The following is a 24,266-nucleotide window of genomic DNA, read 5'->3' on the forward strand; positions in this document are numbered from 1 at the left end:
GCCTTTGGTTGCCGGGTTTTGCAGTGTGCGTGCCTGAGATTGTGGAAAACGGGGCGGGGGCCCGAGTCTGAACCATGACCCGACGTCGGATGCTGCGCCGTATCGCCTATGTGCGGCGCAACCGCTGCAGCGCGCTGGTGGCAGCGCTCACCTTCTTCATCCTGCTCAACCCCCTGCTGGCCGTCTCGGCGATCGGCGGCTCTATGCTCGGGGTGGCGTTGTTTGCCGTGCTGGTCCTGGCCGTGTGGGCGCTGCGACTCGAACGGCCTGTTCTCTGGGGGCTGGGCGTATTCGGGTTCATCACCGTCGATACGCTGATCGCCGATCGGATGGGCTACAGCGGGCTGCGGCCGATCGCGCTCGGTGCCACGGCGCTCTTCGTGGGGGCGATCACCATGGCGCTCCTGGCCTATGTGCTCGACCGCCGGCCGATCACGACCGACAAGGTGTTCGGCGCCGTGGCGGCCTACATCCTGATCGCCATGTCCTTTGCCAGCCTGTTCGGCTTCCTCCAGGTGTTCCAGGCCGACGCCTTCACGGCAGCCATTGCCCACGGTCCGGACGGCAAGCTCAACTGGTCGGACCTGATGTACTTCTCCTTCACCGTGCTGACCTCAACCGGCTTTGGCGAGATCACGCCGGCGACACCGATGGCCCGATCGCTGATCGTGATCGAGCAGGTGCTGGGCGTGATGTATGTCGCCTTCCTGATCGCGCGTCTGGCCAACCTGTACGGCTCGCCGAAGCATCTGCGGTAGCGACGCCCAATCTCGCTCTGCGCATCGTCCAAAAGCCCTCGGCCGCGCTATACTCTCCGGCAAAACCGGATGAGGAACGCCATGGCAATCGCGGCTGAAGCGACACCGACAAGCGAGAGCGTCAACAGTGTTGAGCAGTGGGACGTCATCGTGATCGGTGCGGGCCTTTCTGGCATGTACCAGCTGCTGAAGCTGCGTCAGATGGGCTTCAAGGCGCGGGTCTACGAGGCGGGCGGCGGTGTCGGCGGCACCTGGTACTGGAACCGCTATCCCGGCGCGCGCTTCGATTCCGAGAGCTGGACCTATGGCTTCTCCTTCTCGCCCGAAGTGCTGAAGGAGTGGGACTGGAAGGAGCATTTCTCCGGCCAGCCCGAGAACCTGCGCTATTGCGAATTCATCGCCGACAAGTTCGACCTTCGCCGCGACATCACCTTCAACACGAGGGTGAAGGCCGCGCACTGGGACGAGGCGGCCAACGAGTGGGAGGTCACCTTCGAGACCGGTGGCCGCGCCCGCGCCCGCTTCCTCGTCACCGCGATCGGGCCGCTGTCGTCGCCCACCATGCCGACCATTCCCGGCATCGAGGATTTCAAGGGCGAGTCCTGGCATACCGGCCTGTGGCCGCATCACCCCGTCAGCTTCGAGGGCAAGAGGGTCGCCGTGATCGGCACCGGCGCCTCGGGCGTGCAGGCCATCACCGAGATCGCCAAGACCGTGGGGGAGCTCACCGTGTTCCAGCGCACGCCCAACTGGTGCACGCCGCTGCGCAACAGCAGGATCGAGCCCGAGACGATGGCCGACATCCGCGCGCGCTACGACCAGATCTTCGCGCAGTGCCGCGAGAACTGGGGCTGCTTCGTCCATACCGCCGATCCGCGCCATTCGACCGATGTGACACCGGAAGAGCGCGAGGCCTTCTTCGAGAAGCTCTACAGCATGCCGGGCTTCGCCTTTTGGCAGGGCAATTTCCGCGACGTGCTGATGGACCAGGCCGCCAATGATGCGCTGACGGAATTCGTGACCAAAAAGATCCGCGCCCGCGTGAAGGACCCGAGGATCGCCGACAAGCTGATCCCGACCAACCACGGCTACGGCACGCGCCGCGTCCCGCTCGAGAGCGGTTACTTCGAGGTCTACAACCAGCCCAACGTGAAGCTGGTCGACATCCGCGAGACGCCGATCGAGCGCATCACCGAGACCGGCCTGCGCGTCGGCGGTGTCGATTACGAGTTCGACATGATCATCTACGCGACCGGCTTCGACGCCATCACCGGCGCCTTCGACCGCATCGACTTCGAGGGCCGCGGCGGCGCGAAGCTGCGCGACAAGTGGGCCGACGGGCCGCACACTTATCTCGGCCTCAACGTCGTGGGCTTTCCCAACATGCTGACCCTGGTCGGCCCGCACAACGCGGCGACCTTCTGCAACCTGCCGCGCTGCATCGAGCAGAATGTCGAGTTCGTGTCGGATCTGCTGGGCTACATGCGCGACAAGGGACTGACCCGCATCGAGGCGACACCGGAGGCCGAGACGACGTGGACGGCGCACGTCTACGAGACGGGCTCCCGGCTGCTCCTCACCAAGGTCGATTCCTGGATGACCGGCGTGAACAAGAACGTGCCCGGCCGCCTCAAGCGCACCTTCATGGCCTATGCCGGCGGCGCACCGAAATATCGCCAGAAGTGCGAGGAGATCGCGGCGAATGGTTACGAAGGGTTTGCGTTGAGGTGACGAAGCGGAGCCTGGTCCTCACCGCGCGCCGCGCACCAGGCGGCCCGGACGGGCGCCGGTGAAGTCGCCGGCGCGATAGGTCACGTCGCCGCTCACGATCGTGGCGACATAGCCTTCGGCCTTCTGTTCCAACCGCCGCCCGCCGCCCGGCAGGCTGTGCACGGGTCGAGGAGCCGAGACCTTGAGACGGTCGAGGTCGATCACGTTGAGGTCGGCCTTGTAGCCGACCTGCAGCCGCCCGCGATCTCCCAATCCGACCGCGCGCGCCGGCACGTCGGTGAGTTGCTGGATCGCCCAGGGCAGGGGCCAGCGCTCGCCCTTGCGATCGCGCGTCCAGTAGGTAAGGGCGTGCGTGGTGTAGCTCGCGTCGCAGATCAGCCCGTAATGCGCGCCGCCGTCGCCCAGTGCCATCACCGTATGCTCGTGACGCAGCATGCTGGCCATGTTGGCGTCGGAGCAGTCCGTGTAGTTGGCGCCGGGGTGAAACAGGATGGTGCGCCCGTCGCCGCTCACCAGCAGATCATAGGCAAGTTCGAGCGGCGTGATCGCGAGTTTTGCGGCGCGGGCGTCGAGGCGCTGGTCGGCCGGCGGCGTGTAGTCGGGGGGATCGCCCAGCATGAACATGTTGGCCACGCTGCGCATGAAGGCCAGCATCTGGGGATTGCGATAGGTCGGCTGCTCCTGCAGGAGCTTCGCCTTCAGCGCCGGATCGCGCAGCCGGGCGAGCTTGGCGTCGAGCGGCAGGCCCTCGACCTCGCGATAGCTGGGGCAGGTCGAGAAAGGGTGGAACGACAGCTCCAGCCCGTAGAGCACGGCGACCGGCCGCGCCGCGACCTGGCCGCGGATCGGCAGGCCGTCGCGATGGGCGCGTTCGATCTCGCGCAGCAGCGTCTGCCATCGTCCGGGATAGAGCGAGAGATCGAGCAGCGTGAAGGAGAGTGGCCGGCCCGAAAGTTCGACGAGCCGGCGCAGCATGGCGAACTCGGTCGCCCCCTCCGCCGTGGTGTCCGCGAAATCGTCGAGCAGCTGGATCACACCCTTGCCGGCGCGCCGCATGCCGCGCGCGATCGCCGCCAGCTCTTCCTCGCCCGCGGTGATGGTCGGCGTCAGGGCACCATCGGGTGTGCGATGAAACAGCGAGCGCGACGTCGAAAAGCCAAGCGCGCCGGCGTCCAGACCTTCCTGAACGAGCTTCGCCATCTCCGCCATGTCCGACGCGCTGGCCGGTTCACGGTCGACGCCACGCTTGCCCATCACGAAGACGCGCAGCGGCGCATGCGGCACCTGCGTGGCGAAGTCGATGTCGCACTGGCGCTTCGACAGCGCCTCGAGATAGTCGGGAAAGCTCTGCCAGTTCCACGGCACGCCCTCGCGCATCACGAGCTCGGGAATGTCCTCGACACCCTCCATCACGTTCATCAGCGTGTCGCGGTCCTCCGGGCGGCAGGGCGCGAAACCGACGCCGCAATTGCCCATCAGCACCGTCGTGACGCCATGGCCCGATGAGGGCGAAAAGCGATCGTCCCAGGTGACCTGGCCGTCATAGTGGGTGTGTATGTCGACGAAGCCCGGCGTGACCGCGAAGCCCCTGGCGTCGATCTCCTCGCGACCGCTGCCGTCGATATCGCCAATCGCGGCGATCCTTCCGTCGTGGATGGCGACATCGGCTTCGCGCGGTTCGGCCCCGGTGCCGTCGATCACCGTCCCGTTGCGCACGATCAGATCGTATGAGGCGGCCATGGCGTCCTCCCGCAAGAGTTGCTCCTCGTTTGCTAGCACTCCAGAGGCGGGAAGTGAAACACCCACACGAAAACGCCGGAACCTCGCGGTCCCGGCGTCACCATCGAGATATGCAGAAATGCTCAGCGGATGATCGTCACCTGGAGCGCGGTCTGCACGCTGTACACCGTGGTGATCTGCGTGCCCGGCTTGATCGTCTTCAGCGCCGCCTTGCCCGCCTCGCTCACCACCTGCGGCATCTGGATGACCTCGCCGCTGTCGGGCGAGGGCTTGTCGGGTTCGCCGCCCGAGGCGTTGATCAGGAACACCGTGTTGGTCGCGAGGTCGACCTTGGTGCACATGCCGGCCATCGACCACAGGCGGATGCGCTCCCGCGCGCCGGGGATGCCCTCGATGCGGGCGCCTTGGGCCATCATCGCCGTGGCGCGCGCCGTGACGGCGGGCGTGGTCGGCGCGATCAGGAAGTCGACATAATCGTACCACTGCACGTCGACGATCTGGCCGACACGCAGCGCGCCGTAGTTGGTGACCAGGTCGGCGGCCTTCATCTTCACACGGCCGAGATCCTGCCAGACGATGACGAAACCGCGTGTCCTCTCGTCGATGCTGTAAATCGTGCCGCGCTTGAAGTTCTGATAGGTCGATGAAATGTAGAGGTCTTCCTGCGCCATTGCGGAGAACGGCAGGACAGGCAGCGCAGCGGCCGAGAGCGCAGCGCTTCCCAGCAGCTTCAGAGTCGAACGGCGATTCGTTTGCATCGATATCTCCCCCTCTCATCGCGCAGGATGATCGGCTCCGGCGCGGTCATGGTCGGCCTCCGAACAGACGCGCGGTTTATGCCGACGAAAGAATTGTGCGGCAACTCCCTTTGCAGCATTTCTGCGGCTGCGAGCCGGTAAACGCTCGTGCCGGGTGTCAGAAAAACGTGACTTGAACCCGGGAGGGCCTGGGCCGGTTATGGCGGAGGAAGGATCGTGCCATGTCCCCTGTGAGCGCCCTGCTGTCCGTTGCCCACGCTTTGCCTCCCCACCGGCTGCTGCAAACCGAAGCAGCGGAGGCGGCGCGGGGCATGTTTGCCCATCGCTATGCCGCCTTCGAACGGATGGCGCCGGTCTTCACAACCTCCGGCATCGAGTCGCGATACACGGTGAAGCCCCTCGACTGGTATTTCACCTCGCTGGGATGGCCAGAGCGCAATGCCGCCTATCTCGCGGGCGCGCAGGACCTGTTCATCGAGGCCGCGACGCGGGCGCTTGCGGCGGCCGGGTGCGTTGCGTCCGAGGTCGACACGATCGTCACCATCTCCTCGACCGGCGTCGCAACGCCGAGCCTCGAGGCGCGCGTCGCCGGGCGGATGGGCTTCCGCGCCGATGTCGAACGGGTGCCGGTGTTCGGACTGGGCTGCGCCGGCGGAGTCTCGGGCCTGGCGATCGCCAGCCGGTTGGCGGCGGCGCGACCGGGTGCAACCGTTTTGCTGGTGGCCATTGAGATCTGTACCGCGGCTTTCCGCATGGACCAGCTCACGCCCGCGAACATGGTGGCGACCGCTCTGTTCGGTGACGGCGCCGCCGCCTGTATCGTCCGTGCCGACCCGGGTGAACCGGGACTCGCCCGCATCGAAGGGGCCGGCGAGCATCTCTGGCCCGACACGCTCGACATCATGGGCTGGAAGGTCGATCCGACGGGACTGGGCGTCATCTTCGACCGATCCATTCCTCCTTTCGCCGAGCAGGAAGTCGGGTCGGCAGTGGACGCGATCCTGGCACGCCTCGGCCTCGCGCGCGCCTCGGTCGATCGCTTCGCCTGCCATCCCGGCGGCGCCAAGGTGATCACCGCCCTGGAAACGACGCTGCGTCTGGCGCAAGGCACGCTCGACCATGAACGAGAGGTGCTTCGCCAGTACGGCAACATGTCGGCGCCGACCGTGCTGTTCGTGCTGGAGCGCCTGGCCGCCGCCGGGCTGCCGCCGCGCACGGTGCTCACGGCGCTGGGGCCGGGTTTCACCTGCAGCGCGCTGTCGCTCGCCCGCGCCGCCTGAGGATCCTGCAATGGACTGGGCCGCGCTGATCCTGGGGCTCGTGACGGCTCAGCGCCTGGGCGAACTCGTGCTGGCCCGCCGCAACACCCGTCGCCTGTTGGCGAATGGGGCGCACGAAGTCGGTGCGGCGCACTATCCGCTGATCGTCGCGCTTCATGCCGCCTGGCTGCTTGGCCTCTGGTATCTTACGGTGTATCCCGCGCCCGCAGACCAGCACATCGAGCCGCTCTGGCTTGCTGCCTTCATCCTCCTGCAGCTGGGCCGTCTCTGGGTGATCGCTTCGCTGGGAGAGCGCTGGACGACGCGCATCATCGTGCTGCCGGGCGCGCCGCTGGTGCTGCGCGGGCCCTATCGCTTCGTATCGCACCCGAACTATTGGGTGGTGGCCGGCGAGATGCTCGTCCTGCCGCTGGTTTTTGGCCTGCCGGGGTACGGGTTCGTCTTCTCGGCGCTCAATGCCGCGGTGATGTGGATCCGCATCAGGGCGGAGGCAGCGGCGCTCCGGCCTCAGTAGGACGCCAGAACTTCGATCTTGGTGTTCGCGATGATGAGGCGCTTGGCGAGCAGGCGTGCGAGATTGCCCATGATATGCTCGCACGCACGGGGGTGGAGATTCCGAAAGCTGGCGAAGGCATCGAGTGACAGTTCGAGGCAAGCGACCGCCGTGTCGGCCCAGACGTCCGCTGACCTCGTCGTTTCGAGCAGCGCCATCTCCCCGACGGCCATGCCCGCCGACAGCGTCGCGAGACGCAGGCCCCCCGGCAACCTGACGCTCACGACGCCGCTCACGACGAACAGCAGCGTGGTCGCCTGTTCGCCGGCCGAGATCATGCGCTCGCCGATCCGGTAGTGGTGCGGGGTCATCAGCTCGGAAAGTGCCGATAGTGCCGTCGGGTCGAGACCGGCCAGCAGTTGTTGTTCGCTGAGAGCGGTTGGCTTCTCGACGTCGAGCGCTCCGGCCTCGCTTTGAATGATGCGGTCCTCCGCCCACTCGATGGCTTCGTCGAGCAAGGTGATGCTGCGCACACCGGCCTTGCCGACCAGCCACTCGCCAAGCGCAGCTTCGACGGGTGTGCCCTTCGTAATGCCGCAGAACACGACATCGACTTCTGCACGAGAAAGGTCGTCCAGGATGTCGGCCATCAACTGCAGGGCCGCCTCGCTGACCGACGGGACGCGACGCAGATCGACGATGAGATACGCCAACTCCGGCGGGAGGCCGCGGACCCGCCGCGAGATATACTCGGCGTTCGCAAAGCTCAACGCCCCTGTGAGCTCCACGATGGCACACTTGGCGTGGTGAGCTTCCAGGATGGCCTGCTCGCGTGGCCGGCGGTTGCGGCGGGACGAGACGCTGCCGACATCGTAGCTGGCCGCGATGCAGGTCCGCACGTCGCCAACCCTGTTGAGCATGTGGAGGCCGTAGTGCGTCGAGAGGGCCTCGCAGGTGCGTAGCCCGCGGACGCTGTTGCCCTGGTCGTCGATGCGCGGCGAATAGGTGCCGAGGCCAAGTTGCGAAGGGAGCGCGGCCACGATGCCGCCGCCCACGCCGCTCTTGGCCGGGATGCCGACGCGATAGACCCAGCGGCCTGCCGAATCGTACATGCCCGAGCTGGTCATGACCGAGAGCGTGCGCGCGACGGCGTAGGACGAGACGACCTGCTCGCCGGTCAGCGGATTGCGGCCCTTGTGCGAGAGGGTTGCCGCCATGACCGAGAGGTCGCGCGCCGACACGCGCAGCGCGCACTGGCGAAAGTAGACGTCGAGAACCTGATCCACGTCGCCCAGCAGAACGCCGTGATTGCGCAGGAGGTAGGCGATGGCGCGGTTGCGATCGCCGGTCGCCCGCTCCGACTGGAAGGTCGCCTCGTCCAACTCGAGGCGACGTCCGGCGAAGCGGCTCAGCGCGTCGTGCAGCCGCGCAAAGGCGCCGTCGCCCTCGCTTTCGCAGATCAGGCCCGTGCAGGCGATCGCGCCGGCATTGACCATCGGGTTGAAGGGCCGGTTGTCGGATCGAAGCCGGATGGAGTTGAAGGCATCGCCGCTCGGCTCGACGCCCACCACGGTTTCGACGCGATCGGGGCCGACCGTCTCGAGGGCGACGGCGAAGACGAAGGCCTTTGAGATCGACTGGATGGTGAACTCGACCTTGCTGTCGCCGATTTCGTAGACGAAGCCGTCGACCGTGGTGACGGCGATGCCGAAGTCGGCAGGATTCGCGAGCGACAGTTCGGGAATATAGGAGGCGACTTCGCCGCTATCGTCTTTCGAGAAGTCGGAATGGCAACGCGCCAGGAAGCGCGCGAGGGGAAGCTCGGCGGAGGACATCTGGAGCCAATCCATTCTGTTCACGGAGACCGAGCTGGTTGAGTGTCAGTCTTCACGGAGCGGAGCAAGCATCATGCCGCGACTGGGAGGTAGAGCCATGATCACCTATTTCGTCGCGATGATCTCGCGCACGCGTGTGGCAAGCGCTTCCATGGTGAAGGGCTTGGTGATGAGCGTCATCCCCGCGTGCAGCGAGCCGGCGGCGAGGGCTGCGTTCTCGGCATAGCCCGTCATGAACAAGACCTTGAGATCGGGGCGAAGGGCACGGGCCGCGTCCGCGACCTGGCGGCCGTTCAGTCCGGGTAGCCCGACATCGGTGATCAGCAGGTCGATGCGCTGCGCCGACTGCACGATCTCCAGGCCCTGCGGACCGTCGACTGCCTCGATGGCGCGGTAGCCGAGATCGGCCAGCACTTCGACGACCAGGCCGCGAACCACGGGCTCGTCCTCGACGACCAGGACGGTCTCGCCGGTTTCGGCTGACGCGGGCCCGGCCGCATCCTCGGCGGCCTCGTCGTCGGCGTCTCCGCGGAAGCGCGGCAGGCAGAGATGAACGGTCGTGCCCCGGCCGGGCTGGCTTTCGATCTCGACATAGCCTTCGGACTGGCGCGCGAAGCCGTAGATCATGGACAGGCCGAGGCCGGTCCCCTGGCCGATCGGCTTGGTCGTGAAGAAGGGCTCGAACGCGCGGGCGACGGTTTCGGCATCCATGCCGGTGCCGCTGTCGGTGACCGAGATGCAGACATAGTCGCCGGCCGCCCTGTCGGCATGCGCGGCCGCGGCCACCTCGCCGACCTCCATGTTGTGGGTCGCGATGACGAGTTGTCCGCCTTCGGGCATGGCATCGCGCGCGTTGATCGCGAGGTTCAGGATCGCGGATTCCAGCTGATTGGCGTCGCAGCGAGTCAGCCAGAGTCCGTCGGCCAGCCGCAATTCGAGATCGATCCTCTCGCCCAGCGTCCGCCGCAGCAGCTCCTCCATCGAACCCACCAGCGGGTTGATGTGGACCGGGCGGGGATCCAGCGGCTGGCGGCGCGCGAAGGCCAGCAGACGGTGGGTGAGGGCGGCAGCGCGATTGGCCGACGTCATGGCGCCGGTGATGAAGCGGTCGAGGTCGCCCAGCCGGCCCTGGCTGATACGCCGCTGGACGAGGTCCAGGCTGCCGGTGATGCCTTGCAGCAAATTGTTGAAATCGTGGGCGATGCCGCCGGTGAGCTGGCCGATCGCCTCCATCTTCTGGGCCTGACGCAAAGCCTCCTCCGTCGCGCGCAGTTCAGCGGTCCGCGCCTCGACCCGTGCTTCGAGCGTGGCGTTGAGGGCGCGCAGCGCTGCCTCCGCCTCGCCGCGCTCGATCACCTGGCGGGTCCGTTCGGCGACCTCTTCCATGAAGGCGACCTCGTCGGGTTGCCAGCGACGGACGGGCCGGTCGTTGAGATAGACGATCGTGCGCAGGCGTCCGGCGCGCACGAAGGGCACGACCAGAACGGCGCGCGTGTCGACCGCGCGCGCGGTGGCACGCGTCTCCTCCTCGTCGCTCAGCGGATCGGTCTGCAGGTCGTTCACCACGACCGTCTCGCCGGCCCCGAGCTTCTTGACGATCTTGACGCCGAAGGCGCGGGCAGGGACCCGGCCGAGAAGCGGCTGCGCACGGCCGTCGGTCCAGCAGACCGAATAGTCGAACACGTCCTCGACCGGATCGAGATGGCCGTAGCCCACGCGGCTGACGCCGAAGAAGCGGCCCATCAGGGCGCAGGCTTCGTCCAGCGCCTTGTCCGTGTCGTTGCCGCGCAAGGCATCGCTGAGTTCGAGCATGAAGGCGTGACGCGCCTCGGCGATCTTGCGGGCGCTGATGTCGATGGCGGTGCCGACCGCGCGGTAGCACCTGCCGTCCGCGTCGAACAGACCTTTGCCCTTTGCCGCGATCCAGCGGACCACGCCGTCGTCGTGGCCGATCGTCCGGTACTGCACGTCGTAGGTTGCCCGGATCGCGGGATCGAGGGCCGCGCCGAACGCCCGCGTGGTGACGTCGCGGTCTTCGGGGTGGAGGCCGGCGTAGAAGTCGTCGAGCGTGCAGACGGCGTCGGGTGAAAAGCCGAACATGGCCTTGGTGCGGGGCGACCAGGCCATTGTATCGGTGGTGAAGTCGACGTCCCAGATGCCGATCTCAGCCGCCTCCGTGGTCAGTCGCAGCGATTCCTCGCTCAGCAGCGACTGCCGCTCGGCCTCCTTGTGGGCCGTGATGTCGTGGCCGCCGACGAAGATGCCGTAGACCGTGCCAGCCTCGTCGCGCATCGGCTCATACAGGAAGTCGATGAGGCGCGTGCTGGAATCGTTGCTGAGGCGAACCGGCATGGCCCGTGCGATGAAACGCTCGCCGGTGCGGTATACCCGGTCCAGCAGTTCGTAGAAGCCCTGGCCCTCGAGCTCCGGCAGGGCGTCGCGCACGCTGCGGCCGATGAAGTCGCGCGGGCCGGCGATGGCGAGGTAGGCTTCGTTCACGTACTCGTAGACGTGGTCGGGGCCGCTCAGGACGGCGATGAAGCCGGGTGCCTTCCGGAACATGCGGCGCTGGCGCTCGATCTCAGCCATCAGCCGCTGCTCGGTAATCACCTTCTCGGTGGTTTCGCTGCAGACCACCAGCACGCCGCCCACGCCGCAGGGGGCCTCGGCGTCGTCGATCGGACTGTAGCTGTAGGTCCAGTAGACGTCCTCGCGGAGCCCATTGCGGGTGATCGGGACCAGGTGGTTCTCGTTCCAGGTGGCGCCTCGACCGGCCATTACCTGCTCGATCTGCGACCCGATGATGGGCCAGATCTCCTCCCACACGGCGCGGCCGGGCCGGCCGAGCGAGGACGGATGGCGTTCCGGCCCGATCGATCGCCGATAGGCGTCGTTATAGAAGCAGATGAGGTCCGGGCCCCACCAGATGTACATCGGGTGGCCGCAGTTCAGCATCAGCCGGACCGCGGTCCGCAGCGACTGCGGCCATCCGGCCGGGTCGCCGAGCGGGGTAGCCTTCCAGTCATGCGTCCGCATGAGCGCGCCCATCTCGCCGCCCCCGGCAAGAAAGGTCGTGTCGCGCTCGCCTGCAGTCATGGCGGGACAGTATCGATTCGCGCCCGGCCCGCAAGTATGGCCGCGGACGGGACGCCTCAGATCACCCGCTGGGTGCGGGCGAAGGCCATGTAGAGGTCGTGGGCCCGCGCGGCGATCGGGCCGGGCTGCAGGTCGCGGTCCTCGTAGCGGCTGACGGGTTGCACCTTGCCGGCATTGCCGGTGGTGAACATCTCGTCGGCTTCTTCCAACTCCGCCGGACGGATCGTGCGCTCCTCGACCGTGATGCCGGCCGAGCGCAGCAGCTTGACCGTCCGGTAGCGCGTGATGCCGGCCAGGAAGCTGCCGTTCGGCACCGGCGTCGCGACCACGCCGTTGCGGGCGATGAAGAGGTTGGAGCTGCAGGTCTCGGCCACGTTTCCGAGCGGGTCGAGCACGACGCCGTTGTTGAAGCCGCGCTTCAGCATCTCGGCGACACCGCGCGAGGAATTGGGATAGAGGCAGCTCGCCTTGGCGTCGGTCGGCGCGGTCTCGGGCGCGGGCCGGCGAATGCTGCGGCACAGGCCCAGGGTCAGCGGCGTGCCGGCGCGCATCGGCGAGACATAGGTGCAGAGCAGGAACTGCGCGGAGTCAGGATCGACTGAGATCGGACCGGCACCGCCCTTGCCGGCCCAGAACATCGGGCGGACATAGAGTTCGGCCTTGGGACCGAAGCGGCGCACGCTCTCGTGCATCAGCTTCAGGATCTCTTCCGGCGTCTGGGTCGGGTTGAGGCCGATGGCGCGGGCCGAACGGACGACGCGTTCCGCATGGAGGTCGAGGTCGGGGCCGCACCCCTCGAAGGCGCGGCCGCCATCGAATACCATGGAGCCCAGCCAGAAGGCATGGTCGCGTGGCCCCAGGATTGCAGGGTTGCCCTCGTGCCAGGTGCCGTTCCAGTAGGTGAGCGTGTCCATTCTATCCTCGTCGTCCCTCGAAGCGCGCGGACATAGCAGACGATGAGCGGTGCGGCCATCCTCGCCTTGGGCGCGGCCTTCTGCTTCGCGCTGGCGCTGATTCTGACGCAGTTCGGCTTGCGGACGATGCCCTCCTGGCGCTCGCCGCTCTATTCCATTGGCGGAGCACTCGTCGTTGCCTGGATGGCCGCGATCGTCTTCGTGGACTGGAGCACTTTCAATCCTGACGCGGCGCTGATCTTCGCCGGCGTCGGTTGCATCTTCCCCGTGGTCGTCTCGATCCTCTCCGTGCGCTCGAACGAGCGGCTGGGACCGGCGGTGGCCGGAGCCGTGGGCAATGTGACGCCGATCTTCGCTGTACTCGGGGCGGTGCTGTTCCTCGGTGAGCATCTCAGCCTCCTGCAACTGGCCGGCCTGGCGATGGTGGTGGGCGGCGTGGCACTGCTGGCGTTGCGCGGCGGGACCGGCGGTCGCCACTGGTCGGTCTGGGTCCTGGGTCTGCCGCTGGCGGCGGCGCTGGTGCGTGGCGCCATCCAGCCGGCGATCAAGACCGGGCTCGCGCTCTGGCCGGAGCCGCTGGCCGCCGCCGCCATCGGCTATGCGCTCTCCTCGGTCGTGATCGTCTCGCTGGTCGGGCGGCGCGCCGTGAGGGCAGGGCCGGCGATGCGCAGCGGAGTGCTGTGGTTCCTGGCCGTCGGATTCGCCAATGGCATGGCGACCTTCCTTCTCTATGCAGCCCTCGGGCTGGGCTCCATCACGGTGGTCGCACCGCTGGTCGCGCTCTTTCCGCTCATCGGCGTCGTGATGAGCTGGATCTTCCTGCGCGGCGAGCGGCTTCATGCCGTCGGACTGCTCGGCATCATGGTGAGCGTGGCGGGCGTGATCATTCTCCTGATCGGCGCAAGCTGAGGGTGGCCGAAAAGAGGCTGAAAGCGCGCACTAATTCCCCAGGTGAGATGGCCACGTCGGGCGGCTCCGATACGTATCTCTGTAGGACGCGGCGTTGCTGCCGCGCAGAACGGAGGCAGACAATGATGAAGCGTATCGCTCTCACCGTACTCGCCGCCACCGCCACTTTCACGATGGCGGCGCTTGCACCGGCGGTCGTCACACCGGCAGCCGCCCAGTCCTTCGGCGTCTGGATCGGCACTCCACAGCCGCAGCGCTATTACGCGCCGCCGCCGCGCTACTACGCGCCGCCGGTTCAGCGGGTCTGGGCGCCGGGCTATTGGACGTGGCATCACGGCCGCCAGGTGTGGGTCGATGGACGCTGGATAAACCAGCGCCCGGCACCGGGTTGGAGTCCGGGCTGGACTCCGGGTTGGGGCTGAAACCAGGGTCCCCTCGAACGACGCTGAGGAGACGGGGCGCTTGGCGCCCCGTTTTCTTTGCTATCGTGCAGGACGACCAGAAAGGGACACCATTCCGCTCCGTTCCTGCTTTTCGGCACCAACGTCTTCGCGGTGGCGAGCTCGCGACGTGGTGCGCAGGGGCGGCCTCGTGCTGGCGTTTTGTCTCTGCGCCACGCCTGCCGCTGCGCAGGCGCCGGTCGGCCAGCAATGCCTGATCAAGGGGAACGTCAACGGCAAGGGCGAGCGCATCTATCATCCGCCCGGCTGCCGCTACTACAACGCGACCGCGATCGACCCCAAGCGGGGCGAGCGATGGTTCTGCAGCGAGCAGGAAGCGGTTGCCGCCGGCTGGCGTCGTACTAAGGTCTGCTGAGGAATGTCGCCGGAGCGCGACGACCCGGAGGAAACAACAATGACGGCCCCGCTCACCATTCGACTGCATCCCGCCGACAATGTCGTCGTCGCACGCATGGACATCCTGCCCGGCACCAATGTCGAGGGAGACGTGGCGGCGGCCACGCGCGTGCCGCCCGGCCACAAGATTCTCACGCGGCCGGTCACGAAGGGCGAGCCGCTGCGCAAGTACAATCAGATCATCGGGTTCGCGACAGAAGATCTCCCGCCCGGGACGCACATTCATACGCACAACTGCGTCATGGGCGACTTCGAGCGCGACTATGCCTTCTGCGCCGATGCACATCCCACCGACTTCATCGTCCCGCCGGCGACCTTCCAGGGATATCGCCGAGCCGACGGACGGGCGGCGACGCGCAACTATATCGGCATCGTAACGACCGTGAACTGTTCGGCCGCAACCAGCCGCATGATCGCCTCGAGACTCGCGCCCGTACTGGGGCAGTTTCCGAACATCGACGGCGTGGTGCCGCTCACGCATGGGGGTGGCTGTGGCATGGCGGCGTCGGGGCTCGAGATGGACGTGCTGCGCCGGACGCTCGCGGGGTATGTCCGGCATCCCAATATGGCCGCGGTCGTGGTGCTCGGCCTCGGCTGCGAAACCAACCAGATATCCGGCCTGATGACGGCCGAGGGGCTGAAGGAAGGGCCGAAGCTCATTCCTCTGGCGATCCAGGACGAGGGCGGCGTGTCCAGGACGGTGATGCGCGCCGTCGATTTTCTGAAGGAGATCCTGCCCGAAGCGAACGACGTGTCGCGTGTGCCGATCCCGGCGAGCGAGCTCATCCTCGCGCTGCAGTGCGGCGGGTCCGACGGCTATTCGGGCATCTCGGCCAATCCGGCCCTCGGGGCGGCGGTCGATCTCCTGGTGCGCAACGGCGGGACGGCGGTTCTCTCCGAAACGCCAGAGATCTATGGCGCGGAGCATTTGCTGACCCGGCGCGCGGTCAGCCGCGAGGTCGGCGAGAAGATCGTGGAGCGCATCCGCTGGTGGGAGGACCACTGCGCCCGAACGGGCGGTGAGATGAACAACAATCCGTCGCCCGGCAACAAGGCGGGCGGGCTGACCACCATTCTCGAGAAATCCCTGGGCGCGGTGGCCAAGGGTGGCACCACCAATCTGGTGGACGTCTACAAGTACGCGGAGCCGATCACCGCCAAGGGCTTCGTCTACATGGACTCGCCCGGCTACGACCCGGTGTCGGCAACGGGGCAGGTCGCGGGCGGCGCCAATGTGCTGTGCTTCACGACGGGGCGCGGCAGCGTGTTCGGCTGCAAGCCGACGCCTTCACTCAAGCTTGCGACGAATACCTCGCTCTATCGGCGCATGACAGACGACATGGACATCAACTGCGGAACGATCGTCGACGGCGAGGAGACGATCCCGGAAAACGGCCGCCGCATCTTCGATCTTATTCTCGCCACGGCCTCGGGCCAGAAAACCAAGTCGGAAATTCTCGGTATCGGGGACGACGAATTCGAGCCGTGGAAGATTGGCGCAACAATGTAGAAGATCTTCGGGAGCCATTTTGAGGTGGGCACGTTACGTCCTTCATATGCGATCCTACGACTCCGAACTTGGCCATGCTTTGCCGGTCCGGCCCGCCGCGGCCCCGGATTTCCCCGCGAGCTTTCACCCCAAATTCCAGGTTGTCGAAGGCGGTAGCCGCGAGCGCTCCGCCAGCGCGCATTTGTGTGCTCGTTCAACTGCCCAGGAGAGAGAGATGGCTACAGGCACGGTCAAATGGTTCAATGGAACCAAGGGCTTTGGCTTCATTCAGCCGGACGACGGCGGCAAGGACGTGTTCGTCCATATCAGCGCGGTCGAACGCTCGGGGCTGAACGGCCTCAACGAAGGCCAGAAGATCGGCTATGAGATAGCCACCGAACGCGGCCGCTCGGCTGCGGTAAACCTCAAGACGGCCGATTAGCCCATGAGAGTCGTTCCCCTCGTCGAGCGTCCCACCCTGGCCGAGCAGGTCTCCGTCTGGGGCTTCGACGAGTGGGGACACCTCAGTCCCGGGCAGACGCTCGACGAGCGGCGGACCAAGGTTCAGGGCAAGATGAACGTCGATCGGGTGCCGATCGCCTTCGTCGCCCTCGGTGACGACGACGGGATCGTCGGCACCGCCTCGCTGATCTTCGACGATCTCGAAGACGATCCGCGCAATCCCTGGCTCGCAAGCGTCTACGTGCCGCCAGCGCATCGCCAGCGGGGCATCGCCTCGGCGCTGGTGAGCGCGGTCGAGGCCGCGGCGCGGCGCATCGGATACGACCGGCTCTATCTCTTCACGACTTCGGCCGCTGCGCTCTATGAGCGCCTGGGCTGGACGGCGCTTGAGCAGCGCGACTATCGCGGCGAACATATCCAGGTCATGGAGAAGTCGCTGTGAGGGAGTCCGCATGCCAGCCGACCTGCATTATCTGTCGCTCGACGAGGTCGCGCGGCGCCTGAAGGCGCGAAAGCTCTCGTCCGTCGAGCTGACCCGTTCGCTTCTCGACCGCATCGACAAGGTCGACCCTGGTCTGCGGAGCTACGCGACCGTCACGGCCGATCGCGCCCTCGCGGATGCGGCCCGCCTCGATGAAGAGACCGGCGCCGGCACCTCGAGGGGCCCGCTGCATGGCGTCCCCATCGCGGTCAAGGATCTCTGCAATACAGAAGGCGTGCCGACGGCTGCCGGCATGGCGATTCACCACGACAACGTTCCGTCACGCGATGCGACGGTGGTTGCCCGTCTCAAGCAGGCGGGCGCGGTGGTCCTCGGCAAGCTGCAGATGACCGAGGGGGCCTATGGCGCGCATCATCCCGGCATCCCCGCGCCCCTCAATCCCTGGAACGCTGCCTACTGGACGGGCTCGTCCTCGTCGGGGTCTGGCGCGGCCACGGCGGCCGGGCTCTGTTTCGCCTCCTTGGGCTCCGACACCGGCGGCTCGATCCGCTTCCCTTCGACCATGAACGGCCTGTCGGGTTTGAAGCCCACCTGGGGGCGCGTGAGCCGCGCCGGCGTGTTCCCGTTGGCGGAGTCCCTCGACCATATCGGCCCGATGGCCCGCAGCGCCCTCGACGCCGCGATCGTGCTCGGCGTGATCGCGGGTGCCGATCCGGACGACCCGACCTCTGTCGGCCTGCCGGTTCCCGACTATGCGGCGTCGGTCGACCAGGGCGTGCGGGGCAGGCGCATCGGATTGCCCTCCGACCTGCATGGGCTCGACGAGGACTCCAGGCGCGCCCTCGACGGCGCCGTCGTGGTGCTGCAGAAGGCGGGTGCGACGATCGTCGACGTGAAGCTGCCCGACGGTTTCGATCAGGGCGCGCGCGACTGGGTGCCCCTGTGCGGTGTCGAAGCGGCGCTGGCCCATGACGCCACCTATCCGTCGCGGGCCTCCGAATACGGCCCGGTCCTGTCCGGCCTGCTCGACCAGGGACGCCACCTCTCGGCCGTGGAGTTTGCCCGCATGCAGTTGCGCCGCGCGGCGCTCACCGGCCACCTCAATCGCCTGCTGGAGTCGGTCGATCTGCTCCTGATGCCGGTGATGGCCAGGGCCGTGTGGTCGACCGAGGCCCTGCTGGCGGCCGGGCGCGATCCGGAAGCCGTCGCGGGACGGTTGCGCTACACGGCGCCTTTCGATCTCAGCGGCCATCCGACGTTGACCCTTCCCGGCGGAATGAGCGCCGATGGCGTGCCGGTGGGCTTCCAGATCGTGGCGAGAGGCTTCGAGGAAGGTGCCATTCTCGCGGCGGGACACGCCCTTCAGCGGGAGACCGACTGGCATCTGAGGCGGCCGCCGCTGTAGCGATGCCGCGGGCAGGGCGCGTGGACGCTGAATCTCCTTTCATTTATAGTGTTTCTATCGCCCGTCCCAGGATCTCCCAGCCGCGCAATGCCAAGCCCCTTCGCGAAAAATTTGCGGCTGCGTCCCAGCATCCTTACGCTGTTCATTCTGCTGACGGTGCCGGTCTTCTTCGCGATCGTGGCGGTCAACTACGTCTCGAACGAGAAGATCGCCCGCGACAATGCAGACGAGCTGATCGGACGGTTCAGCGTCGAGGCGATCGAGAACATCCAGCACCTGTTCGACCCCATCAAGTCGCTGGTTCGCAGCGCGGCCGCGATCGGTGCGGAACAGCCCGGCTTCTTCGAGGAGAACCGCTCGCTGAAGTATCTCTTCAGCATCCTGCAGCACAGCGACCGCATCATCAGCATGTATGTCGGCCTGAACGACGGCTCCTTTCGCCAGGCCCGGCAGATCGATCCCGCCGTCGAGATTCAGGGCAAACTTCCGCCCCCGGGCACGCGTTACGCCGATCGATGGATCGCGCCGCAGCGCGGTTCGGCGCCCATCGACCACTATCTGTTCCTCGATGCGGATCGCAAGGAACTCGGCATTTCCGAGCAGACCACCTCCTACGATCCGCGCGCACGCCTGTGGTATCGCACGGCACAGGAGACCCGTGAGCTCTCGGTCAGCGACGTCGACGTCTTCGCGACCCTGGGGCTCGTCGGCTTCACCGTCGGTGCACCGTTCTATGTCGACGGTGCGTTGCGCGGCGTCGCGGCTGCCGACATCACGCTCGACGGGCTCTCCAACTACCTCGCCGAGCGCAAGATCAGCCCGGGCACGCAGTCCTACATTCTGGACCACCAGGGCCGGGTCATTGCCAATTCCGAGCGCGTCAGGACCTACGCCAGTCACAATGGCAAGGTCGAACTGCAGCACGTAACGTCGCTCGGCGATGAATTGCCGGCGATCGCGTTCAGTTTCCGGCCGCGCGGCAACGAGAAGATGTTCTCCTTCGCACATGCCGGACAGGCCTATGTCGCGAGACTGGCGACCCTTCCTCCAGAGTTCGGCAAGAAGTGGCAGCTCTTCGTCATAACGCCACTGGCCGACTTCACCAGTGCATTCGACGAGCAGAACAAGCGTCTGGCCCTGTTCGGCGCGATCGCCATCGTCGTCCAGATCTGCATCATCTATTTCCTGTCCAGCGTCGTCTCGACTCCGCTGGAGCGGCTCGCGCTCAAGGTGACCAGGATCCAGGATCTGGAGGGCGACAATCTTCCGCCGCTGAAGTCGCCGATCCGCGAGGTTGCGGTCCTCGCGCGCGCCATCGACACCCTGGACTCCGCGGTGAAGTCGTTTGCGGCCTTCGTGCCCGTGGGCCTCGTGCGCCAGCTCCTCGACTCGGAGCAGAGGCTGGTGCTGGGCGGCCACAGCCGCTTCCTCACCATCTTCTTCTCCGATCTCGAGGGCTTCTCGACCCTGTCGGAGGAAGTGCCGTCGCAGGAGCTATTGCTTCGCGTCTCGGCCTATCTCGGCGTGGTGACCCATGCGGTCAACATGGAGCATGGCACGATCGACAAGTTCATCGGTGACGGCGTCATGGCCTTCTGGGGCGCGCCGGCCCTGCTCGAAGACCATGCGCAGAGGTCCTGCTTCGCAGCGCTGCGCATCCGCGAGGGCATGAAGGAGCTGAACGCCGACTGGGCGGCGGACGGCAAGAAGCCGCTGAACGTCCGCATCGGCATCCACAGCGACGCCGTCCTGGTGGGCAATATCGGTTCCAAGGAGCGCATGAGCTACACCGTCATGGGCGACGGCGTGAACATCGCGGCGCGCCTGGAGGGCATCAACAAGGAGTACGGTACGGGCATCTGCATCAGCCATTCCGTCTTCAAGGAGGCCGGCGAGCGGCTTTGCGTGCGGCCGATCGACGATGTCACCGTGAAGGGCCGCCGCTCGAAGATTCCGATCTACGAACTGGTTGGCGCCTATGGAATCGGACCGGAGTTCGAACCGGATCAGGCGAGCGTTCGCCTCTGCAAACTCACGCGAACCGCCTACAGTGCGCTGGTCGCCGAGGACTATGCGACGGCGCTGGCGCGCTACCAGGAGATTCTGGTGGAATACCCCGGCGATCCGGTGGCGCGCGCGATGGCTGCCCGTTTGGCTGCGATCGATCCCACGCGACTCGTTCCGCTGCAGATGTCGCGCTGATCGATGTTCGACGCCCGCAAGTCTTCTCCGGCGGTCGCGGCGCTGCGGCCGAGCGAATATACGGCTGCGATGGTGCAGGCGCTCCGTGCGGAACCGAGCCGCGTCTGCGGTGCCCGCGCGCTCGAAATCGGCTGCGGCAGCGGGGTGATTCTCGCCGTGCTGGGCAGTCTCGGCGCGAGCGCGCTCTGTGGGATCGACATCGAGGACGACGCCATCGCCACCGGCAGGGCGCTCCTGGAGGAGCTTGGGCACGAGGCGGAAATCCATCGCGGCGACATGTGGAAGCCGGTGGCGGGACGGCGCTTCGATCTGATCGTCGCCAATCTGCCGCATTTTCCGATGGATCATTTCGAAGTGGCGGGACGGCTGTCGACCTGGAGCGCGGGCGGCATCGAAGGCCGCGACCTGCTCGATCCGTTCCTCGAGGGCCTCTCGGATCATCTCGCGGTCAACGGGCGTGCCCTCATCACCCACAATGCATTTGTCGATGTGGGACACTCGCGCCGCATTCTCGAACGCTACGGTCTCGTGCTTCACATCGTGAGTACCGTCCTGGTCCATATCGCCAACGAAAAGATCGAACTGATGACACCTTCCATTTTACGCGCGGAGGAGGGTCGCTCCATCCATCGCTACGGCCCGCATGTCTTCGCCGACATGCATATCGTCGAAATCGCCGCCGGCTCGCGAGGCTGACATGACCTCGCGTCGCGTACTGTCCGTCGTGTTCGCATGGCTCGTTCTGCTGGCCGGTCTGCCGGTGCGCGCCGAAACGCCCGATGCGGCCTTGGCCAAGCTGATCGACGAGGCGCGTGCCGCCGCGGCCGTCCCGGGCGCCTGCGAGCAGCCCGGCCTCGACCGGCTGGTCCGCATCTTCTGCGACAGCAAGATCCGCGTCGGCGTACGTGAATACTACCCGCTGTTCGGGACCCGCGAGGGCCAGGTCCGCTCGGGCTACGACGTCGATGTGGCGCGCGAGATCGCAAAACATCTGGGCGTCGAGCCCGCCTTCACGCGCGTCAACGCCGCCAGCCGAATCCCGCTGCTCGCCGACGACAAGATCGACCTCACCATCGCGACCATGGGGCACAACACCCAGCGCGACGGTCAGGTGCGCTTCATCCGTCCGCACTACTACCGCTCGGAGACGATCATCGTCGGGCCGAAGGGCCTCACGATCAAGGACTGGCCCGACATTGCCAGCCGCACGATCTGCGTCACGATCGGCAATAACTCCAACGCCCAGATCGTCTCGCACAATGCCCGCCTGATGCTGTTCGACGAGGCGGGTGTGCTGCCCGACAGGTTGCGCGACGAGACCTGCGTTCTGGCGGCCCAGGACGACAGCTTCTTCGACTACTACTTCACGGACCCGGCGTTCGCGAAGGCCTACGACAGGAAATTCGGCTTCGCCCAGCTTCCCTGGGGCATGGCCGTGGCATTGACCGGCAGCGATCGCCTGGCGCGCGCGCTCGACCTGATGAGCCAGATCTTCCATCGCGACGGCATCTTCCTCGAAGTGGCGAAGCAGAACCGCATCGGCCTAGGCTTTCTCGAGCTCGAGCGTGCGGTCTGGAATCGGCCCGATTGCAACACCGATACCGGAAGCAGCAACCCGGGCTGCGTCCTGCCGGCGCTGAGCGCGGTTCTGGAGCCGACGCCCTTTGCCGGCCGGGTGACCGCCTTCGAGACCTGGCTGGAGAAGCACACCGGCATCAGCGTGCAGTTCCCGATGTTCAAGACCATGCCGGCCTGGCAGCTGTTCAAGGCGGGAATCGCGAATTCCCTGGTGCTGGTCGTCGGGGCCCTTGGGGCGACGCTGTTGTTTGCCATGGTGCTGGGAGCCCTGCAGAGTTCGCATTCCCTCCTGCTGCGCTGGCCAGCCCGTGCGCTCACGATCGTCCTGCAATCCTCGCCGGTCGTCCTGACCCTCGTCATTTCCGCCGCCGTGGCGCTGGCGCTCTTTCCCTATTCCTCGGCCGTGGCGATCGGCGCGGCCATCGTGGCGCTCGGCCTGATGAACGGCGCCAACGCGGGGCAGGCCATCGGCGAGGCGATGCACACCCTCCAGACCGAACGGGGAGGGGCGCCCGCGCCCACCGTCGAACTTTTCGGTCGCGCCGTCAGCCGCTCGGCCACCCAGATCGTGTCCTTTCTCGTCAACGCGGCGAAAGGCACGCCGATCGCGAGCTTCATCGGCGCGCCCGAGCTTCTGAGCGCACTCACCGACATCACCTCGTTCGCCAGCGGCCGAGCCAGCACCTATTCGCTGCTGCTCGTCTTCTATGTCTGCGTGGTGATGGTCGTGGTCTGGTTGTGCGACAAACTGCGAATCTGGCTCGAACACCGGCAGATGGTGACGGCATGAACAAGATCTCTCCTGATTTCGTGCCGCAGCTGCTGGCCGGCATGGTGGTCAATTTCGAGATCGCCGCCATTGCGTTGCTGATCGGTCTCGCCGTCGGCGGCCTGCTGACATTGGCGAAGCTGGCGGGCGGCGTGCGCGGCGCGGTCGCCACGGCCCTGATCGGCCTGATGCGGGCCGCGCCGACCTTCGTGGTCATGTTCTTCCTCCTGAACATCATCCCGTCCGACGCGACCCTCTTCGGTGTCCATGTGGCGCCGTCGGGGATCATGACGGTCGCGCTATCTCTGGTGCCCTACGCTGCAGCCTATGTCGCCGACAATGGCGGCGAAGCATTGCGGCAGCTCCGCGACGGCTCGCCGCTCGGGGCGCTGCTGTTCCTGCCCAATGTGACCCGCGCTTTCTTCGTGCTCGTCATGTCCTCCAGCGCCGGCGCCGCGATCGGCGTGCCCGAGGGGATCGCCGTCATCCTGCGCGAGGCCGAGCTGATGCCGACGCTCGGCGACAAGATGGTCCTGTTCGCCATCGGCATCCTCTGCTTCGGCATCACCCTGCAGGCCGGATTTGCGCTGATGCGTCTCCTGCAACGCCATCTGGGCCGCCTCGCGCTGCGCACCCGCGAAGGATAGTCTCCGGATCCAGGCGCGGGGAGGAAGATGACAGGCAGCGTACGCTACGACTCCGTTTTCCGGCCCGGTCTCTTCGCCGGCCGGACCATCATCGTCACCGGTGGCGGCTCCGGCATCGGCCGCTGCACCGCCCATGAGCTGAAATCGCTCGGTGCACGCGTTGCTCTCGTCGGTCGCACGATGGAGAAACTCGAACGGGTGAAGGAGGAGCTGGGCGATCCCGACACCTTCATCCACTCGGCCGACCTGCGCCGCGAGGACGAGGTCAAGGCGGCGATCGAAGGCGTGATGTCCTGGAGTGGCCGCATCGACGGGCTGGTGAACAATGCCGGCGGCCAGTTTCCCGCACAGCTGAAGGACATCTCGCTGAACGGCTGGAACGCCGTGGTCGCCAACAACATGACCGCGACCTTCCTGGTCTCCAAGGCAGTCTACCTTGCCTCGATGGAAGCCCATGGCGGCGTCATCGTGAATGTCGGCGCTGATTTCGAACTGGGCAATCCGGGCATGGCCCACAATGGGGCGGCCCGCGCCGGCCAGACCAACTTCACCTACAGTGCATCGATCGAATGGGCGCATTCGGGGGTCCGCGTGAACTCCGTCATTCCGGGATTCATCGCGTCGTCGGGCTTCGACCGCTATCCCGAACGCGCCCACGAGGCGCTGCGTTCGGTGAAGGACCGTATTCCCGCCAAACGCCATGGCACGGAGTCGGAGATCGCGGGCGCCATCGTCTATCTGTTGAGTGACGCTGCCGCCTACGTGAGTGGAGCCACGCTGCGGGTCGACGGTGGATTGCACAACTATGGCAAATCGACCTTCTATCAGGTGCCCGATCACGAGAATTCGAAGCCCTTCAACGGCTTTCCGCTCTACCGGCCGCCAAAGGTCCTGGAGTAGG

Annotated in this window: 21 protein-coding genes; 16 read left to right on the plus strand and 5 right to left on the minus strand. The window is 66.4% G+C overall.

Annotated features, from left to right (window positions below; genetic code table 11):
• The first annotated feature begins 74 nt into the window (after nt 1–74).
• Nucleotides 75–758, plus strand: coding sequence for a potassium channel family protein (locus ACO07K_RS01305; protein WP_422034126.1), 684 nt, complete (start codon nt 75–77; stop codon nt 756–758).
• Between the two features lie 81 nt (nt 759–839).
• Nucleotides 840–2,489 (plus strand): flavin-containing monooxygenase, encoded by a 1,650-nt coding sequence (locus tag ACO07K_RS01310; RefSeq protein WP_422034127.1) that lies wholly within the window; start codon nt 840–842, stop codon nt 2,487–2,489.
• Nucleotides 2,490–2,507: 18 nt separating this feature from the next.
• Here ACO07K_RS01310 and ACO07K_RS01315 read toward each other — a convergent pair whose 3' ends face one another.
• Together ACO07K_RS01315 and ACO07K_RS01320 are read right to left on the minus strand one after the other, a co-directional pair.
• Entirely contained in the window at nt 2,508–4,229 is a 1,722-nt protein-coding gene (locus ACO07K_RS01315; RefSeq protein WP_422034128.1) for an N-acyl-D-amino-acid deacylase family protein, read from the minus strand.
• 122 nt (nt 4,230–4,351) lie between these two features.
• Nucleotides 4,352–4,987, minus strand: a complete 636-nt coding sequence (locus ACO07K_RS01320) for a hypothetical protein (RefSeq protein WP_422034129.1) — start codon at nt 4,985–4,987, stop codon at nt 4,352–4,354.
• Between the two features lie 221 nt (nt 4,988–5,208).
• Between ACO07K_RS01320 and ACO07K_RS01325 the strand changes: the two genes are divergently transcribed.
• The gene (locus tag ACO07K_RS01325; protein ID WP_422034130.1) at nt 5,209–6,267 is read left to right on the plus strand and encodes a type III polyketide synthase; all 1,059 of its coding nucleotides are present in this window, start codon (nt 5,209–5,211) and stop codon (nt 6,265–6,267) included.
• A gap of 10 nt (nt 6,268–6,277) precedes the next feature.
• Nucleotides 6,278–6,781 (plus strand): isoprenylcysteine carboxyl methyltransferase family protein, encoded by a 504-nt coding sequence (locus ACO07K_RS01330; RefSeq protein WP_422034131.1) that lies wholly within the window; start codon nt 6,278–6,280, stop codon nt 6,779–6,781.
• On the opposite strand, the gene glsA is transcribed toward ACO07K_RS01330, so the two are convergent.
• The 3 genes from glsA to ACO07K_RS01345 all read right to left on the minus strand — a co-directional run bounded on the left by glsA (nt 6,775) and on the right by ACO07K_RS01345 (nt 12,605).
• A complete protein-coding gene (gene glsA, locus ACO07K_RS01335; protein ID WP_422034132.1) occupies nt 6,775–8,595 on the minus strand; it encodes a glutaminase A in 1,821 nt (606 codons plus the stop codon). The genes ACO07K_RS01330 and glsA overlap by 7 nt on opposite strands.
• Nucleotides 8,596–8,700: 105 nt before the next feature.
• Entirely contained in the window at nt 8,701–11,691 is a 2,991-nt protein-coding gene (locus ACO07K_RS01340) for a PAS domain-containing protein (RefSeq protein ID WP_422034133.1), read from the minus strand.
• 56 nt (nt 11,692–11,747) lie between these two features.
• A complete protein-coding gene (locus ACO07K_RS01345; protein ID WP_422034134.1) occupies nt 11,748–12,605 on the minus strand; it encodes a branched-chain amino acid aminotransferase in 858 nt (285 codons plus the stop codon).
• A gap of 42 nt (nt 12,606–12,647) precedes the next feature.
• Here ACO07K_RS01345 and ACO07K_RS01350 point away from each other — a divergent pair, with 42 nt between their 5' ends.
• The 12 genes from ACO07K_RS01350 to ACO07K_RS01405 all read left to right on the plus strand — a co-directional run bounded on the left by ACO07K_RS01350 (nt 12,648) and on the right by ACO07K_RS01405 (nt 24,265).
• Complete coding sequence (locus ACO07K_RS01350; RefSeq protein ID WP_422034135.1) at nt 12,648–13,514, plus strand: EamA family transporter; 867 nt, start codon at nt 12,648–12,650, stop codon at nt 13,512–13,514.
• A gap of 122 nt (nt 13,515–13,636) precedes the next feature.
• On the plus strand, nt 13,637–13,936 hold the full coding sequence (locus ACO07K_RS01355; protein ID WP_422034136.1) for a hypothetical protein: 300 nt from the start codon (nt 13,637–13,639) through the stop codon (nt 13,934–13,936).
• Nucleotides 13,937–14,084: 148 nt separating this feature from the next.
• Complete coding sequence (locus ACO07K_RS01360; RefSeq protein WP_422034137.1) at nt 14,085–14,330, plus strand: hypothetical protein; 246 nt, start codon at nt 14,085–14,087, stop codon at nt 14,328–14,330.
• A gap of 39 nt (nt 14,331–14,369) precedes the next feature.
• Nucleotides 14,370–15,881, plus strand: a complete 1,512-nt coding sequence (locus ACO07K_RS01365; RefSeq protein ID WP_422034138.1) for a UxaA family hydrolase — start codon at nt 14,370–14,372, stop codon at nt 15,879–15,881.
• Between the two features lie 214 nt (nt 15,882–16,095).
• Nucleotides 16,096–16,302, plus strand: a complete 207-nt coding sequence (locus ACO07K_RS01370; RefSeq protein ID WP_298306704.1) for a cold-shock protein — start codon at nt 16,096–16,098, stop codon at nt 16,300–16,302.
• Nucleotides 16,303–16,305: 3 nt separating this feature from the next.
• Nucleotides 16,306–16,764, plus strand: coding sequence for a GNAT family N-acetyltransferase (locus ACO07K_RS01375; RefSeq protein ID WP_422034139.1), 459 nt, complete (start codon nt 16,306–16,308; stop codon nt 16,762–16,764).
• A gap of 10 nt (nt 16,765–16,774) precedes the next feature.
• Nucleotides 16,775–18,169: an amidase gene (locus ACO07K_RS01380; protein WP_422034140.1), complete on the plus strand. Its 1,395-nt coding sequence runs from the start codon at nt 16,775–16,777 to the stop codon at nt 18,167–18,169.
• A 111-nt stretch (nt 18,170–18,280) separates the two neighbouring features.
• The gene (locus ACO07K_RS01385) at nt 18,281–20,371 is read left to right on the plus strand and encodes an adenylate/guanylate cyclase domain-containing protein (protein ID WP_422034141.1); all 2,091 of its coding nucleotides are present in this window, start codon (nt 18,281–18,283) and stop codon (nt 20,369–20,371) included.
• A gap of 3 nt (nt 20,372–20,374) precedes the next feature.
• Nucleotides 20,375–21,067 (plus strand): methyltransferase domain-containing protein, encoded by a 693-nt coding sequence (locus ACO07K_RS01390; protein WP_422034142.1) that lies wholly within the window; start codon nt 20,375–20,377, stop codon nt 21,065–21,067.
• A 1-nt stretch (nt 21,068) separates the two neighbouring features.
• Nucleotides 21,069–22,739: a transporter substrate-binding domain-containing protein gene (locus ACO07K_RS01395; protein ID WP_422034143.1), complete on the plus strand. Its 1,671-nt coding sequence runs from the start codon at nt 21,069–21,071 to the stop codon at nt 22,737–22,739.
• On the plus strand, nt 22,736–23,365 hold the full coding sequence (locus ACO07K_RS01400; RefSeq protein WP_422034144.1) for a hypothetical protein: 630 nt from the start codon (nt 22,736–22,738) through the stop codon (nt 23,363–23,365). The genes ACO07K_RS01395 and ACO07K_RS01400 overlap by 4 nt, the downstream gene beginning before the upstream one ends.
• A 27-nt stretch (nt 23,366–23,392) precedes the next feature.
• Nucleotides 23,393–24,265 (plus strand): SDR family oxidoreductase, encoded by an 873-nt coding sequence (locus tag ACO07K_RS01405; protein WP_422034145.1) that lies wholly within the window; start codon nt 23,393–23,395, stop codon nt 24,263–24,265.
• The last annotated feature ends 1 nt before the right edge of the window (nt 24,266 follow it).

This window comes from Reyranella sp. (genome assembly GCF_965228225.1).
Taxonomy (GTDB): domain Bacteria; phylum Pseudomonadota; class Alphaproteobacteria; order Reyranellales; family Reyranellaceae; genus Reyranella.

What these genes read in the sequence shown, in the direction of transcription:
- ACO07K_RS01310 (WP_422034127.1), top strand. Translation starts at nt 840, where the DNA reads ATGGCAATCGCGGCTGAAGCGACACCGACAAGCGAGAGCGTCAACAGT.
- ACO07K_RS01340 (WP_422034133.1), bottom strand. Translation starts at nt 11,691, where the DNA reads ATGACTGCAGGCGAGCGCGACACGACCTTTCTTGCCGGGGGCGGCGAG.
- ACO07K_RS01315 (WP_422034128.1), bottom strand. Translation starts at nt 4,229, where the DNA reads ATGGCCGCCTCATACGATCTGATCGTGCGCAACGGGACGGTGATCGAC.
- ACO07K_RS01405 (WP_422034145.1), top strand. Translation starts at nt 23,393, where the DNA reads ATGACAGGCAGCGTACGCTACGACTCCGTTTTCCGGCCCGGTCTCTTC.
- ACO07K_RS01375 (WP_422034139.1), top strand. Translation starts at nt 16,306, where the DNA reads ATGAGAGTCGTTCCCCTCGTCGAGCGTCCCACCCTGGCCGAGCAGGTC.
- ACO07K_RS01365 (WP_422034138.1), top strand. Translation starts at nt 14,370, where the DNA reads ATGACGGCCCCGCTCACCATTCGACTGCATCCCGCCGACAATGTCGTC.
- ACO07K_RS01390 (WP_422034142.1), top strand. Translation starts at nt 20,375, where the DNA reads ATGTTCGACGCCCGCAAGTCTTCTCCGGCGGTCGCGGCGCTGCGGCCG.
- ACO07K_RS01325 (WP_422034130.1), top strand. Translation starts at nt 5,209, where the DNA reads ATGTCCCCTGTGAGCGCCCTGCTGTCCGTTGCCCACGCTTTGCCTCCC.
- ACO07K_RS01380 (WP_422034140.1), top strand. Translation starts at nt 16,775, where the DNA reads ATGCCAGCCGACCTGCATTATCTGTCGCTCGACGAGGTCGCGCGGCGC.
- ACO07K_RS01400 (WP_422034144.1), top strand. Translation starts at nt 22,736, where the DNA reads ATGAACAAGATCTCTCCTGATTTCGTGCCGCAGCTGCTGGCCGGCATG.
- ACO07K_RS01395 (WP_422034143.1), top strand. Translation starts at nt 21,069, where the DNA reads ATGACCTCGCGTCGCGTACTGTCCGTCGTGTTCGCATGGCTCGTTCTG.
- ACO07K_RS01345 (WP_422034134.1), bottom strand. Translation starts at nt 12,605, where the DNA reads ATGGACACGCTCACCTACTGGAACGGCACCTGGCACGAGGGCAACCCT.
- ACO07K_RS01355 (WP_422034136.1), top strand. Translation starts at nt 13,637, where the DNA reads ATGATGAAGCGTATCGCTCTCACCGTACTCGCCGCCACCGCCACTTTC.
- ACO07K_RS01370 (WP_298306704.1), top strand. Translation starts at nt 16,096, where the DNA reads ATGGCTACAGGCACGGTCAAATGGTTCAATGGAACCAAGGGCTTTGGC.
- ACO07K_RS01330 (WP_422034131.1), top strand. Translation starts at nt 6,278, where the DNA reads ATGGACTGGGCCGCGCTGATCCTGGGGCTCGTGACGGCTCAGCGCCTG.
- ACO07K_RS01320 (WP_422034129.1), bottom strand. Translation starts at nt 4,987, where the DNA reads ATGCAAACGAATCGCCGTTCGACTCTGAAGCTGCTGGGAAGCGCTGCG.
- glsA (WP_422034132.1), bottom strand. Translation starts at nt 8,595, where the DNA reads ATGTCCTCCGCCGAGCTTCCCCTCGCGCGCTTCCTGGCGCGTTGCCAT.
- ACO07K_RS01350 (WP_422034135.1), top strand. Translation starts at nt 12,648, where the DNA reads ATGAGCGGTGCGGCCATCCTCGCCTTGGGCGCGGCCTTCTGCTTCGCG.
- ACO07K_RS01305 (WP_422034126.1), top strand. Translation starts at nt 75, where the DNA reads ATGACCCGACGTCGGATGCTGCGCCGTATCGCCTATGTGCGGCGCAAC.